The 14614-nt window shown below is 34.0% G+C and carries 13 protein-coding genes; 7 read left to right on the forward strand and 6 right to left on the reverse strand.

The features are described 5' to 3' along the window. Positions 1 to 2: 2 nt before the first annotated feature. Together PSA_RS21925 and PSA_RS21930 are read right to left on the reverse strand one after the other, a co-directional pair. A complete protein-coding gene (locus PSA_RS21925; protein WP_042143215.1) occupies positions 3 to 1136 on the reverse strand; it encodes a PepSY domain-containing protein in 1134 nt (377 codons plus the stop codon). 94 nt (positions 1137 to 1230) lie between these two features. After that, complete coding sequence (locus PSA_RS21930) at positions 1231 to 3363, reverse strand: TonB-dependent siderophore receptor (protein ID WP_042143212.1); 2133 nt, start codon at positions 3361 to 3363, stop codon at positions 1231 to 1233. Between the two features lie 555 nt (positions 3364 to 3918). Between PSA_RS21930 and PSA_RS21935 the strand changes: the two genes are divergently transcribed. The 4 genes from PSA_RS21935 to PSA_RS26645 all read left to right on the forward strand — a co-directional run bounded on the left by PSA_RS21935 (position 3919) and on the right by PSA_RS26645 (position 6306). Beyond that, positions 3919 to 4758, forward strand: coding sequence for a carbon-nitrogen hydrolase family protein (locus PSA_RS21935; protein WP_337589989.1), 840 nt, complete (start codon positions 3919 to 3921; stop codon positions 4756 to 4758). 90 nt (positions 4759 to 4848) lie between these two features. Further along, complete coding sequence (locus PSA_RS21940) at positions 4849 to 5685, forward strand: SPFH domain-containing protein (RefSeq protein WP_042143210.1); 837 nt, start codon at positions 4849 to 4851, stop codon at positions 5683 to 5685. A gap of 24 nt (positions 5686 to 5709) precedes the next feature. Beyond that, positions 5710 to 5910, forward strand: a complete 201-nt coding sequence (locus tag PSA_RS21945) for a hypothetical protein (RefSeq protein WP_042143207.1) — start codon at positions 5710 to 5712, stop codon at positions 5908 to 5910. 216 nt (positions 5911 to 6126) lie between these two features. Further along, entirely contained in the window at positions 6127 to 6306 is a 180-nt protein-coding gene (locus PSA_RS26645) for a transporter substrate-binding domain-containing protein (protein ID WP_042143206.1), read from the forward strand. An 8-nt stretch (positions 6307 to 6314) separates the two neighbouring features. On the opposite strand, the gene PSA_RS21955 is transcribed toward PSA_RS26645, so the two are convergent. The 3 genes from PSA_RS21955 to PSA_RS21965 form a co-directional block, all read right to left on the reverse strand. Then, complete coding sequence (locus PSA_RS21955) at positions 6315 to 9071, reverse strand: TonB-dependent siderophore receptor (RefSeq protein WP_231665485.1); 2757 nt, start codon at positions 9069 to 9071, stop codon at positions 6315 to 6317. Between the two features lie 275 nt (positions 9072 to 9346). Then, positions 9347 to 10402, reverse strand: coding sequence for a FecR family protein (locus PSA_RS21960; RefSeq protein ID WP_042143201.1), 1056 nt, complete (start codon positions 10400 to 10402; stop codon positions 9347 to 9349). Then, positions 10403 to 10966 (reverse strand): RNA polymerase sigma factor, encoded by a 564-nt coding sequence (locus PSA_RS21965; protein WP_042143200.1) that lies wholly within the window; start codon positions 10964 to 10966, stop codon positions 10403 to 10405. It lies immediately after the preceding gene. A 194-nt stretch (positions 10967 to 11160) separates the two neighbouring features. Between PSA_RS21965 and PSA_RS21970 the strand changes: the two genes are divergently transcribed. Both PSA_RS21970 and arfB read left to right on the forward strand, forming a co-directional pair. Next, positions 11161 to 11628, forward strand: a complete 468-nt coding sequence (locus PSA_RS21970; protein ID WP_042143198.1) for a hypothetical protein — start codon at positions 11161 to 11163, stop codon at positions 11626 to 11628. A gap of 139 nt (positions 11629 to 11767) precedes the next feature. After that, a complete protein-coding gene (gene arfB / locus PSA_RS21975) occupies positions 11768 to 12181 on the forward strand; it encodes an alternative ribosome rescue aminoacyl-tRNA hydrolase ArfB (RefSeq protein ID WP_042143197.1) in 414 nt (137 codons plus the stop codon). A 1-nt stretch (position 12182) separates the two neighbouring features. Here arfB and PSA_RS21980 read toward each other — a convergent pair whose 3' ends face one another. Next, positions 12183 to 12644, reverse strand: coding sequence for an EAL domain-containing protein (locus tag PSA_RS21980; protein WP_082305871.1), 462 nt, complete (start codon positions 12642 to 12644; stop codon positions 12183 to 12185). A gap of 503 nt (positions 12645 to 13147) precedes the next feature. Here PSA_RS21980 and zwf point away from each other — a divergent pair. Beyond that, positions 13148 to 14611 (forward strand): glucose-6-phosphate dehydrogenase, encoded by a 1464-nt coding sequence (gene zwf / locus PSA_RS21985; RefSeq protein ID WP_042143194.1) that lies wholly within the window; start codon positions 13148 to 13150, stop codon positions 14609 to 14611. Positions 14612 to 14614 lie beyond the last annotated feature (3 nt).

The raw sequence follows: 14614 nt of genomic DNA on the forward strand, positions 1-14614 counted from the left end.
AATTAAGTATTTAAAGCTAAACTACTTTTTTCCTTTCGATTGAGTTTAGCTTTATTTCTACGACGGTTTCTTTGCCAATATAAATAAAACCCCGTTATAGATAAAAATACAGGGCTTAAACCTAACACGCACCAAATTATTTTACTGGTTAAGCCGGCAAAATATCCAAAATGAAGCTTACGAAAACTATCTAATGTAATTGTTAAACCATCAGTTTTTCGAATATCTTGAGACATGGTTAGCTCACCTGAATATTTATCAAAAGTAACAAGACTGCCATACTCGCTATGAAGTGGATTGGCACTTTCTACAATCCCATAAAAAGTGATATTTAAGTTGGGTTCAAAGGGTAAAACTAAATAAGTTGGTTTAAAAGAGTTGATTAATTGGCTGGTATTATTTTTTAGTTTTTCAATTGATAGCTTTTGATTATGAAATGGTGCGTTCATAATGACAGGCTCTTCAATGATATGTTCTGATACTTCATGTATTACAACAGATGCATTCCAATAAGCCCCCGTAAAAGCGAGAATTAATAAAACGGGAGAAGATGCAATGCCTATCATTTTATGTAAGTCACTGAAGAATATTTGTTTGGCTTTTCCCAGGCGTAGGGTAAAGAATTTCAACCAAAATTGACGATATAAAATAATGCCACTAATGGCTAAAAATAAAAAAATAAGCGCAATAACAAAACCGACAAATGCACCTTTTGTTGCTAGTAATAACTGATAATGTAAGTCGAGTAACCAGTCAGTTAAATCATGATCTAAATTAACGGGCTCTGATAAAATATTGCCTGTATATTGGTTGATATAAACCTTTTTCCAAATATTATCCTGATGGCGAATAATATAAGCTGTATCAGTTCTAGCGCGATTATTGCTAATGTCATCAAATATTTCCCAAGTGCCCACTTCATAGTTAGGAAATTTACTTTTAATATTACTGATCAAATCATCTAAAGGTAAACGAGGGGAGTTTGGTAAAACGTTTACTTGCATTTTGTTGGGCATTAGTAAGGTATCAATTTCAACTTTAAAAACTAAAATACTACCTGTTATACAAATTATAATTAAAGGTAACATAGCTATTAAAGCTAAATAAGAATGCCATTTAAAGAGTTTTTTTCTCATCTGGTTTACCGTTTCAATAATGAAAAAAGTGATACAGATAAACTGTATCACTTGGTGTTAGCTCTGAGGGAGCAATTCCATAGTCAGTGGAATGTTATAGCTGCCAACTTAGCGTTGCAGTGTAATTAACTGGCGCGCCGTAATATCCTTGCGCCCAGTACAAGCTATTTATGTATTTTTCATCTGTTACATTATTTGCGTTAACAGAAACTGATACTTTTTCGTTGATATCATATTTGGCCATTAAATTAATAACACTGTAAGCATCTTGATAAGTTACGATTTCTTGTCCTTCGTTTGCATGACCTTCAGCAACAACACCTTGATCGCGAGAAATATCGTCTTGCCAGCGCATATTCATACCTAAACTTAGACCTGTAATAGATTCAACTTGGTAAGTGGCTGCCATTTTTAATAAACGACTTGGCGTATAGTCACGAACGACATCATCGCCTGAGATATTAAAATCAGTTAAACCTATGCTTACTTGCAGTCCTGGATATAGCTCTCCAGCAAGTTCTAATTCAAAACCATCACTGCTAATACCATCTGAAGTAATATATCTATGTTGATCTTTTGGTTTGTCAGCTGTTAAAGGATCTAGTTTGGCTAAGTTAACTTGCTCTACATCAAAATAGGCAAATGAAGTAATTAACTGACTATCAAAAAACTCACTTTTAAAGCCAATTTCCTTACTTTTGCCTGTGACTGGTTTTAGGATATCATCATTTATATCGAGTTCTTTTTGAGATAAGAATGTTTCTGTATAGCTGCTGTATGCCATTAATTGTGGTGTGATTTGATATACGGCGCCTAAATATGGAATAAACTCTTTATCTGATGCATCTTGTACTTTGCTATAGGCTTCGCCTTCAACATGCCAGTCATTATATCGACCACCCGTGATCACATGTAAATCATCAATAACATTAAAGCGCGCAGTAAAGTAAGCCGCTTTTTGTTTTGCAGCAACATCACTGCCTCTTTTACTGTCATTGAATGTCGGTTTTGTTGCATTACCATCCCAATCATTTAGATCAGGCATTGCAGGAAATCCATTGCCTGTAGTGTAGTCATATAATGATGAATCTATGTAGCTGGTTTTAGCATAATTGATACCTGTTACTAACTGGTGTTCACGACCAAACAACTCAAATTCACCACTAATGTAAGCATCAAATAAGTCATGTTTATCGTCTAAGTCATATTCGCTGCCGTAACCAGTTAAGCCTAGACCGGTTGCTTTATCTGGCGTGCCATAAACATAAAATAATTCAGTGTCTTCATCTGTAGTTTTATGAGAATAAGTAGCACGTAGTCGCCAATCATCGTTAAAGTAATGACTAAGCTCTAATACAGTATTGTTTTTAGTTACTTGCCAGTTAGACCAATCCGCAGATGTATTAGTTGAAACATCATAATTTGTTGCACTGCCGTCAGTGTAATAAAGCGGTAAAGCCCCCCAATTATTACCCGTTGCATCATTATCAATAAAACTGTGGCTGATAGATAAATATGTATTGTCAGATAAGTCTGCACCAATAAAAGCATAAGCTATGCTCTTATCTTGCTGGTATCTATCTAAGTAAGAGTCTTTTTTTTGTTTTACAGCAACAAAACGTGCACTAACACTATCTGTTAATGGTGTAGATGCATCTAACTCTATGCGTTGATTATTCCAAGAACCTACTGTTGCATTAACACTTAACTCGGTATCTAAAGTAGGGCGTTTACGGATAAAATTAATGGTTGCAGATGGGTTACCCACACCTGTCATTAAACCATTTGCACCACGAATAACTTCGATACGTTCATAAATCGCAGTATCTTCATCTGCGTGATTATTACCTGATGTAAGTGGTAAACCAACACCATCGATTTGAAAGTTAGTAATATCAAAACCACGAGCAGTATAATAAGTACGATCTGTTTCTATGCGTTCTACATTCACACCAGTAGCGGAATCAAGTGCAGAGTTAATATCTTTTAATTGGAAATCTTGCATTTGTGCACTAGTGATCACAGATACTGATTGTGGTATTTCGATAATAGATAAATCCAATCGAGAAGCACCGCCGACTTCGTTGGCAGCATAACCTTCAATATAAGTCCCTTGTACATCTATTTTTTCGATATTTTCATCAGCTTTATCGTTTGCCATACTTGATGTAGCAAATAAAATTGAAGCTGTAATTAAACTTAGGTTATATGTTTTCAATTGTTTCATCCCATTATTGAAAAGTTAAAGTTGGCTAACTTTTTGTTGTTCTATGTAAAATTCAGCGATAGAGTAACGGCTCGAAATATGTTTGTAAATAGAAATAATTATCAATTGTATTTAAGGTTTAAAAGGAATACACAAGGGTGAGAAATGTTAATTTTTTGATAACAATTCTTAAATAAAGTAAGGAGTTATAATTTTTGATTTACGGTAGTTCGGATCTGTCCAACATTGGGGAGCTCCTCTGGGGATAAAAAGACTGAATCCATTTTATTAAATTCTTCAGGATCTTGTAATTCTGCTCACTATTGATAGCGACCTGTTACTTTTTATGGAACAGATTTGTTAAATGGGTTAATTCATTCACATCTATCATATCTCCATTTTTCTGTCTTTAAAACATGTCTCACCTCCGTATCAAAAACACAGCTTTAAGTATAGCTTTTAAGCATGAGTTTCATATATAAAAATGAGATTTATCTATTAAAAAAATTTAACCTTTTACGTTTTACTACAATAACTTAAACTCAGGTATCTGTATTTTAAATAGACAGGAAAATTATGCTGAAATTATCAGCGATACAATTATGTTCAGCACCTAATGTAGCAGAAAATCTAATATCAATTGAAAATCAATTAAGTGTCTTGATAGAAAGAGACAAGAAATGTAAGCATATTGTTGCTTTACCTGAATGCTGTTTATTTTTTGGAGGCAAAGAAACACAACAGCTGAATTTGGCACAGCAAAATGATAGTAAGGAATATTTAACGAAAAGTCTTGCTAGGCTAGCAAAACAGTATCAAATCACCTTGGTTGCGGGCACAATTCCTGTATTAGCACCTTGCGGTAATAAGTTTTTCAATTCAAGTTGTGTATTTTCACCAAAAGGTGAAATATTAGGACAATATAATAAGATCCATCTATTTGATGTTACTGTAGATGATAACAAAAACAGCTATTTAGAGTCTCGCTATACACAAGCGGGAGACTCTATCACTGTGGTACAAACGCCTGAAACAAATATAGGTTTAACAGTGTGTTTTGATATAAGGTTTCCTTCTTTATTTCAAGAGTTACGCTTACAAGGCGCTGATATTATAACTGTACCAAGTGCTTTTACTTGTGTGACAGGGAAGGCACATTGGCAGGCATTATTACAAGCTCGTGCCATCGAAAACCAAGTTTATATAGTTGCACCTGCACAAGAAGGCATACATAAAAATGGCCGCGAAACTTGGGGGCACAGTATGATAATAAGCCCTTGGGGTGAGATACTTTATTGTTTAGAGCAAGGTGAGGGGATTATTACAACGGAATTTAAACAAACAGAACTGACTACCATCAGAAAAAACATGCCAATACTGATACAAAATCAATTTAAGACATATTTAAAGACGTAATAATTACTTACATTTAGCTCTTGCCATTTGTGGTAAATATCACTAAAGTGATATCAAAATGATATCACTTTAGTTTTAAGGATGTATAAAATGAAAGAAAAAGATGGATTCTCACTCAATGGTTATATTGCGGTTTTAAGTATTGTTATAATTTCTATTTTTGCCTTGGCAAGCGCAGTTAACAACCCTGCCTGGCTATTATTACTAGGTATTGATGCAGCCTGTTTATTAGGTTTATTTATGGTTCAGCCAAACCAAGGGCGCGTATTAATGTTATTCGGCAGTTATGTTGGTACTGTTAAAGCGCCAGGGTTAAGATGGACAATTCCTTTTTTTATCCGAAAAAATATATCATTAAGATTAAGAAACTTTGAAAGTAGCCGAATTAAAGTTAATGATGCTCATGGTAACCCAATAGAAATAGCCACAGTGGTTGTTTGGTCAGTAAAAGATACATACGATGCCACATTTGAAGTTGATGATTACGCCATGTTTGTGAACATTCAAAGTGAAGCTGCACTGAGAAATATGTCTAGCCGATATCCATATGATCAGCAAGATAGCAAAGAAACAGCATTAAGAAGTGATCCTGAAATTGTATCTGAAGCACTCAAAGTTGAAATACAAGATAGATTAAATAAGGCGGGTGTGAAAATTCATGAAGCACGAATAAGTCATTTAGCGTATGCGCCAGAAATCGCAAGCGCCATGTTACAACGCCAGCAAGCATCTGCGATCATTGCTGCGAGACAAAAAATTGTTGATGGTGCGGTTGGTATGGTAGATATGGCACTGACACAATTATCACAACGAGAAATTGTTGAACTCGATGAAGAACGTAAAGCCGCTATGGTGAGTAATTTACTAGTTGTATTATGTAGTGAAAGAAATACGCAACCTGTTGTTAATGCAGGCTCTCTTTATTAATGTTTATAAATAAAGGTTTAAATTGTGGCCAGTAAAAAAAGCTATCCGCTACGAATTAGCCCAGATGTTTTAGCCGCAGTGCAAAGATGGGCTGATGATGAGTTAAGAAGTGCCAATGCACAAATAGAATATATATTACGGGATGCCTTAGTTAAATCAGGGCGAGTAAAAATAGTGCAAAAAGTTATCACTGAACTAGAAGATAAGACACAAGAAAAAGATTAGTGCTTTAAATCCGCTGAAATTGTTTAATGAATTTAGTGGACTAACGATAACTACTTACTAAACTTTAAATTAAGGTTTAGTAAGTGATATTTTTAATATATGCGTAATCTTTTGTTCTTGTTATTTTACTTCTCATTTATTGAAACAAGTTTGGCACAGGTCAATACGCTGCCGGTAAAAGCGTCGATAAATCATATCGCGTCAAGTATAAACTGGATGACAGAAGATTACCCACCTTATAACTATATAGAATCAGGAGAAATTAAAGGCATTTCAGTAACATTAATCAAGAAAATATATTCTAATTTAGATATCCAGCCTGAGTTATTAAATCTAACCTTATACCCATGGGCTAGGGCGTATAAAACATTACAACAATTTAACCAGACTCAGTAGAGGTTTAACTAAAACTGATATTTCACACCTAAATAATAATAAGCACCATTAAATCCAAAAGGGGCTGAACGTCGAGAGTAGGTAAAAACGCCTTCACTACTGACTACAATATTACCTTCACTGTCAATTATCGTACCCGCATGAGAGTTACCTATTTTATTTTTATCTGGGTAAATATCAAAAATATTATTTCCGCCAATGCTAAATGACAAATTTGCATTAACTTGGTAATTGACTTGTAAATCAGTCAGTATTTTTTCTCCGTAGGTTTGCGTGCCGCCATCTATTACAGTGTATTCCCCGTAACGGTTAAATGCTAAATTGAATGTAAAATCATCTACTTGGTATAATGTATTGAGGCTAACTCTATCTTTTGGCTGCCACTGAGTGATAATAGAAATAGACTGCTGCGAAAAAATATCTTTAGGTTCGATATTACCTAGCGCACTATTTTGTGGTGTAAATACATTATCAACTTGCGTATCTGTGAAATTTGCAGCAAAAGTTAAATCTAAATTACCATAGAGAAGTGGAGCATTATAAGTTGCAATAATATCTACACCATGTGTATGTGTATCTGCACCATTTAAAAAAAATTGTGCAGCACTTACACCTGAGGTTTTTAAAGTTGTATCTAATGTTGATGATAAACCTTGGCCTAATGAATTACTTAATACAATGCGATCGTCGATATAAATAGAATAAAAATCGATTGTGAAATCAATTAAATTATTAACTTTAAGCACCGAACCTAAACTAAAATTAGTCGCTTCTTCTTCTTTTAATTGTGGAATTAATAACGCTTTAGCTAAAAAGCTGTCATTTCTAAATATACCAATTTGTTGAGCTGATTGGTCACCGCCATCAGAATTACTAAAAAATTGTGTGCTGATATTATCAGTATAAAGCTGTTGCATTGAGGGGGCTCTAAACCCTGAACTGGCAGCACCGCGTATTGAAACTTTATCAGAAACACTCCAATTAGCAGCCAGTTTAAAGTTGGTACTTTGACCAAACTCTTTGTAATCATCGAATCTTAGCGCACTGCTCAAAAGCAATTTTGGCGTTATTTGTGTTTCTATATCTGTATAAAAAGAAACAACATCTCTTATTTCATTAACGGCTTGCCCTGGTGCTGTGCCAATAAAACCTTGAGTGCCAGCTAAAGCGTCAGTTTTAAATAGGCTATTTCCTAAATTATCTGTATCAAAGTCTTTATAAGCATATTCATCGCCGGGAAGTACTTTAAACTCATCGGTTCTAAATTCAGCTCCCATTGCCAAAGAAAGAAAATCAAATTCATGGATAAAATCGAAATTGATTGTTCTCAAACTCAGTGATAACCCATACGCATATGCTTCGTTTGGTAGGCTTTGTCTTATTTTTTGTGCTGTTAAGTTTGAGGTATATTGCAGTGCGTTAGCATATGAAGCATTGATTGAATCGCGCGTTGTATAATCTATGGTGTTTTCACCATAGGTATAAGATAGGTCAATAAACGAATTATTACTAAAGGTATTTTGATAACCGAAATTATATGAAACATCTTTAATTGCTGAATTGATTTTAGGTAAAAATCCAGAAGGAATAACAGCATCATTATCCTGTAATTTGGGGTTAGAACTTTGATTCGCGTTGTGCCTAAAAAAAGCAGCTGATTCATTATCCCGATGAGAATAAGTAACAAAACCATAAAACTCTCCTTGATCGACTTCATAAGCAGAGTTTATCGTAAGCCCTATTTGTTTTGTGTCAGTATCACCAATCCGAAAGGTTTTTCTGGGAGCATTATGCTCTCGAAAATTGTTTGAAAGTTTAATATTAGCATTAATGGAAGAGCAACCTTCAAATTGACACGAACCATGTAAACCAGCGCGGTTAGTTGGTTTCGCATTTTTTATATCTAAAGTAGCAGTTAAAAAACCAGAATCATTTAAATTAAAGCCTCTAGATAAAGTAAGATTGATATTATCGCCATCACCTAAGGTATACTTTCCTAAAGTTAAACCAGATATGCCACCTTGTGAAATATCATTTAGAACAATATTAATTACACCTGCGATAGCATCAGAGCCATATTGTGCGGCAGCCCCATCCCTTAAAACCTCAATTCTTTTTATTGCTGATACAGGTATCGCATTGATATCTGTACCTGCAGTGCCGCGACCAACAGTAGGATTAATATGTATTAAGCTTGCTTGGTGGCGTCTTTTGCCATTTATCAGTACTAAAGTTTGATCTGGTCCTAAACCTCTGAGTGTTACGGGGCGAAGTGCGTCGGTACCATCACTAATGGCAGAGTTGGAAAAGTTAAAAGAGGGGGCAATAGTTTGCAATATTTTACCAAGTTCAGTTTGACCAGTATGGTTCAAAATATCATTTGTTAAAATATCTACCGGAACAGGTAAGTCATCGGCTGAACGCCCGGCGACTCGGCTACCAATAATTGATATTTTCTCAGTTGGTTCGACTTCTTCTATTATTTTACTTGCAGCAACTGGAATTGTTTTCAGAATATCATTCATTTGCGCTATTTTATCATCAGCACTAATGGTCACCTTGCCTGTATCTGTGATTTGTGCACGTAAGCCTGAGTGTAATAAAAGTTGGTTTAGACCTGCTGCAAAAGAGTAAAAGCCATGAATGTCATTAGCATGATATTGTTTAGTTAATTCAAAAGAAAAAAGAATGGTTTGGTTTGATTGTTTGGCAAAGGAAATTAAAGCTTTATCGGCACGTTGCTTTTTTATGTCAAACTTTAGCATGGTTTGTGCAAAACATGCGGGAGCAGCAAAAATTAAAATTAAAAAAAATTTAATTTTAAGTTGCATAAAAAAGGTATAGATATGAGATTTGCATACAATAGCGTTTAAAATACTAAATAGCAAAAAAGCCTCAAGAGTTTAATTATTATTTGTAATTAATAATCTATGAAAATGGCATAAAATGCTAGAGGTACAAAAGTAAATAACCTGTAAAGTTACAAAAACACTTCATCATTTTTAAAATGAGAGTAACGCTGGCTTTACAATGGGGTATTCTAAACCCCGATTGTACTCAATTGTATTGTTTTGTTTGGTAATTTTATAAACTGAATATTTAAATTATCAGAAAGTGATTGGAGTAGAGTTTCGATGTCTCCAGATTTAAAATAACCAGAAATTTTTAAATCTGATAAATTATTATCAGTAAATTCAAACTGAATATCATTATATCGAGATACTTCGTTTAAAGCTGTATTTAAAGGTGTAGCGTCAAAAATAAGCATGCCTTGCTGCCACGAAAGCTCTTTTTGAATTTGATCCAACGAAATTTTACTTATTTGAGTATTGTGAGTAACGAGTGATTTTTCACCCGAATTAACAACCAAACCCGCTAGTTTATTATGCTCTAAGCTTTTAAGGTTAGATATAATATTATCTAACCTTTGGTCGATAGTATTCGTATCACTGATCAAAACTTTTCCTTCAGTAACAACTAACTCTAAGTTATTGGTATCATTCTTCTGGACATTAAAAATAGTGCCTAGCGCTGTGAAAGATTGATCTTCAACACTGACCGTAAATGGTCTATCTTTATCTTTGGCAACATCAAACCGAGCTTCACCTTTTAATAAAGAAATTTGCCTATGATTTTCTGTAAAAGCGACTTGGATTTGGCTATTAGTATTTAATCTAATACTTGTACCATCAGTTAATGAAAAACTGACTTGCTCACCAATTTTTGTTTGGTAATCTTTAATTTTTGCAATATGTTGACTTGAAGTTATAAATGGCAATGAAATATCAGTAAAGATTAAAGAAGCACTAGTTAGCATGATGACTGCAAAACTTGCTGCTATAGCAATTGGCGCAAAACGTTTTTGTTTACTTTTAGTTTCTAAAGGAAATAAATCACTTAGTTCATTTAAAACCGACAAATCATCCCAAAGTTTAGCTAAATTAAACAAAGCATTTCTATGCGCGTCTGATTCTTTTAACCAAATTGACAGTGTTTTTTGTTCATCAGCTGTTAAACCTCGATCCATGCGACTGATCCAAAGGCTGGCATGCTCTTGAATTGTTTGCTTACTGTTGAATTTGGTGACTTTTGCCATTTATGTACTCTTTTTACCTTTAGATAATGTTGAATAACTAGCCATTTTATCATTCGCTTGCTTTTCTTTCCTTGCCATATATTCAGAACAAGTAAGAAGCCCTTTTGCTACGTGTTTTTCAATAGTACTTTCACTTAAATTTAAATAATCAGCTATTTCACGTTGGCTTAAGCCATATACTTTTTTAAGAATAAAAGCTTTTTTAACACTTCCTTGTAATTGATCTGTCGCTTTACAAAATAATAAAAAACGTTCTTTGCTTTCAAATTCGTTTTCAAAATTCTGTGTTATTAATTGGACAGGTGGCTCGCAAGAATCCTCTAGTGAATCTTTATATTTATTATCCCATTTTTGAACGTGATTAAGCGCGAGGTTTTTTGCAGTCTTTAACATGTAGCTACGGGCATATTGTATTTCTTGTTTTAAATCTGCTTCGTAGCTCTTTATGAAAGTTTCTTGAACAATATCTTCGATATCTTCAGGGCGGACTATTCGGCTAATGTAGTAACGAATATTGGCTGAATAATTGATAAAAATGTCAGTTATTTTATTTCCTTTAGCCATAAACCTTTTACTTTTTATTTGTTATGAAAAGCCAGTGTAGATCGAATTTTGTGAGAGCTCAATAATAAATAAATAATTTCCAACTTAGATAATACACGCTTTGAAGATAGCCTATTGATTATGGATAAGTTAAAATATGTATTTTATGATTGAAATTTAATGAAAGTTTAATAATTTTCTGTTCAAGGTGACTTTTGCGTCGTTTATTTATATTTTTAACATGTTGTTTTTTCCCCCTCCACACAGTTAATGCAGTAGAAGTAGAAAAGTTTTCAGGTAGCACCGTTTATCACTCTCAAAATGTTGTAAAAGAACGCTCTGGTGCCTCTGTTATATCTAATGATAATTCAATCATACGCGTGCTTCTTCAAAATGATACTAAATTACCTACATTTGAAGTTAATTGCGCAAAAGACCATCAGAATATTACTTTAACAATTTCGAAAGGCTCGATTAAGCAGCAATTAAATGGCAAAACTATGAGTGCTGAGGTTAATTATGGTGGCAGAGCTTTCAAAATTAAGGTTTTTGGTACAATTACTGATACCGGTAATTCTGAATTAATACTTGATAATAAAATAGATCAATCAGCAACAATAAATTCAACTATAGAAGCATTTAAAACACTATATGCAATTGCTGATAAAGGCATAGGGTGGTGAAATGCAGATAAAGCTTAATAATAAAACAAGTATTATAAATCTTACAGGCATGAGTAACGTGAGTAATATTTATGAATCTAAATGTGAAAATTATCAAAGTCACTAAATCACACAACTTAAACAGTTTCACGGAATTACAATGTTAGAAATTTCAAATACAGTCATATTATCAGAGTGGGAAATTGAGTTAAGTGCTATTCGAGCTCAAGGCAATGGTGGTCAAAGAGTTAATAAAGTGGCAACCGCTATCCATTTAAGGTTTGATATAAAAAGATCAACTTTACCTTCAGTATATAAAGAAAGGCTGCTAAAACTCACAGACAGTCGTATTACCTCTGACGGCGTAATTATTATCAAAGCGCAATCGTTTAGAACCCAGGAGATGAATAAAGATGATGCACTAAAACGCTTAAAAGAGATCGTTTTATCGGCAATGGTAGTGCAAAAATCAAGACGAGCAACAAAACCAAGCCGTAACTCACAACGTAAACGTATGGATAGTAAAACGAAAAAGGGCAATACTAAAACTTTACGAGGTAAAGTGAAGTTTTAATCTACTTGGTGTTTCCATGGGTTACACCTTTGATAGCTAACCGGCTGAGTGCCTCAAGCTCGACCTCGTAATTATCTACTATGATGCTTTCAGTTACCTCTAAAAATATCTTATTCTTAGTGATGTTAAGTTCTGCTACTTTTGTTAAAAAGAGATCGGTGAACTCTGAAAATTTGAGTACATAAGGACTGATATAAATAGATAAAGTGATATCTATTCCTTGATTATACCAAGCCACCCAATCAGTGGAGGCTTTATCAATCACATTCAATGTGAGGTGAAATATTAAATCTGTTTCTTCAGATTTATCAATAAATTTATCAGGGGATATGAGGCCAAGGCTAGGGTGTTGTAATCTACAAAGTGCTTCTACACATACCAATTTACGATTTCTTAATTTCACTTGGGGCTGATAGAAAACTTCAATATCATCATTTTCAAGTGCGCGTATAATTTCATAAATCTATAATTGTTGGGTTTCACTTTTTAATTCAGGGAGCTTGTTTTTACCTACTAAAGTAAAAATATGCTCAAAATCTTTTAGGTCGATAGGTTTATGTATGCTACCAACAAAATTTAAATTATATTTATTGGCTAGATCTTCCACACTTTGAATTATTTTGGTTGAAGCACCACTAACAATAACGACATAACCCTGAAACTTACAAGCTGCGATATTTTTAATAACTGAACACCATCCATACCAAGCATGTTTAAATCTAAAAAAATCATATTAACACCAAAAGCGTAGAATTAAATATATAAATGTCAAAATCACAATATATAAAATGATCATAAAGACGATATATTTTATAATTGTTAATATCAGGATAGTTTTGTCTTGCTGCGGCAATAAATCTTCAAGCAGTTTCGTTACATACAGATTGACACCGGTGTCAATTGTGTTTATTGTTAACCTATCTGCACAATAGTGCATTACTTAGCTTTGTTAATAAGAGAATAATCATGCTTAATCCATTTGATATTGTAATTTTTGGTGGCGGGGGAGACTTATCACTTCGTAAGCTATTACCTGCAATGTATCGTGCATATCAAGAAGGTAATTTACCTGAGGGCTCTTCAATTGTACCTACGGTACGTGAATTAGCAGATGAACAAGAATTTATAGAGAAAGTTAATCAAGCCCTACAAGATCATTTATCTCAAGGTGAATACAATAAAAAAGATTGGCAGAAGTTTAGTACTTTTATTAAACCTTTAGCACTAAATGTGACTGAAGTTGATGATGGCTGGAAAGCACTAAAAGCCATGTTAGAAACTGATTCTGCAGATAAATCTCGCGTATTTTATTTATCTCTACCACCAGCTGTTTACGGTAGTTGCTCTGAAGTGCTATCAAAGATGAATTTAATTACTCCGACGTCTCGTGTGGTTGTTGAAAAACCGATTGGTTATTGTGGTGAATCAGCAGAAGTGATCAATGCTAAAGTAGCAGAGTATTTTGAAGAAGATCAAATTTTTCGAATCGATCATTATTTAGGTAAAGAAACAGTACAAAACTTAATGGCACTGCGTTTCTCAAATGTTATTTTTGAAAATCTTTGGGATGCTAAAACAATAGATAATATTCAAATTAGCATTTCTGAAACTGTTGGTCTTGAAACCCGCGCTGGTTTTTATGACAAAGCAGGTGCATTACGTGATATGGTTCAAAACCATTTATTACAGCTATTATGTTTAGTTGCGATGGAATCACCAAATAAATTATCTGCAAATAGTATTCGTACAGAAAAGCTAAAAGTTTTAGAGTCACTTCGTCCATTAGTTGATGAAGCAGTAGATGAAAATGTGATCCGTGGTCAATATGTACCTGGAGAGCTTGATGGCAAAGTGGTACCGGGATATTTAGAAGAGCTAAATGCTGCTTCACATACTGAAACTTTTGTTGCTATTAGAGCAAACATTGATAACTGGCGTTGGTCAGGTGTACCATTTTACTTACGTACAGGTAAGAGAATGAAAAAACGCTGTGCAGAAATCATTGTAGAATATAAACCTGTTTCTCATAACGTATATCAAAACAATGTGGGTGATATTGCTCCAAATCGTTTGGTAATACGCTTACAACCTGAAGAAAGCATTCAGTTAACGCTTATGTCAAAACGATTAGACAGTTTAGATATGCAATTAGAGCCTGTTACTTTAAATTTAGATTTGTCTAAAGATTATGCTAATGGCTTCCACTCAGATGCATATAAACGATTAATGCTAGATGCAGCTGCAAATAACCCCGCGTTATTTATCCATAGAAATGAAGTAAAACAAGCATGGGGTTGGATTGATCCTATTATTGAAAAATGGGAAAAAGAAGGTACTCCTGCTTTATACAGAGCGGGTACTTGGGGACCTGAGGCTGCAGATGAACTACTCGCTCAAAAAGGGCATAAATGGTTTAACGTAGGCGAATAAAAA

The organism is Pseudoalteromonas sp. '520P1 No. 423', assembly GCF_001269985.1.
Classification (GTDB): domain Bacteria; phylum Pseudomonadota; class Gammaproteobacteria; order Enterobacterales; family Alteromonadaceae; genus Pseudoalteromonas.

Coding starts and splice junctions, on each gene's coding strand:
- PSA_RS21925 (WP_042143215.1), bottom strand. CDS start 1,136: ATGAGAAAAAAACTCTTTAAATGGCATTCTTATTTAGCTTTAATAGCT.
- PSA_RS21930 (WP_042143212.1), bottom strand. CDS start 3,363: ATGAAACAATTGAAAACATATAACCTAAGTTTAATTACAGCTTCAATT.
- PSA_RS21935 (WP_337589989.1), top strand. CDS start 3,919: ATGCTGAAATTATCAGCGATACAATTATGTTCAGCACCTAATGTAGCA.
- PSA_RS21940 (WP_042143210.1), top strand. CDS start 4,849: ATGAAAGAAAAAGATGGATTCTCACTCAATGGTTATATTGCGGTTTTA.
- PSA_RS26645 (WP_042143206.1), top strand. CDS start 6,127: ATGACAGAAGATTACCCACCTTATAACTATATAGAATCAGGAGAAATT.
- PSA_RS21955 (WP_231665485.1), bottom strand. CDS start 9,071: ATGCTAAAGTTTGACATAAAAAAGCAACGTGCCGATAAAGCTTTAATT.
- PSA_RS21960 (WP_042143201.1), bottom strand. CDS start 10,402: ATGGCAAAAGTCACCAAATTCAACAGTAAGCAAACAATTCAAGAGCAT.
- PSA_RS21965 (WP_042143200.1), bottom strand. CDS start 10,966: ATGGCTAAAGGAAATAAAATAACTGACATTTTTATCAATTATTCAGCC.
- arfB (WP_042143197.1), top strand. CDS start 11,768: ATGTTAGAAATTTCAAATACAGTCATATTATCAGAGTGGGAAATTGAG.
- zwf (WP_042143194.1), top strand. CDS start 13,148: ATGCTTAATCCATTTGATATTGTAATTTTTGGTGGCGGGGGAGACTTA.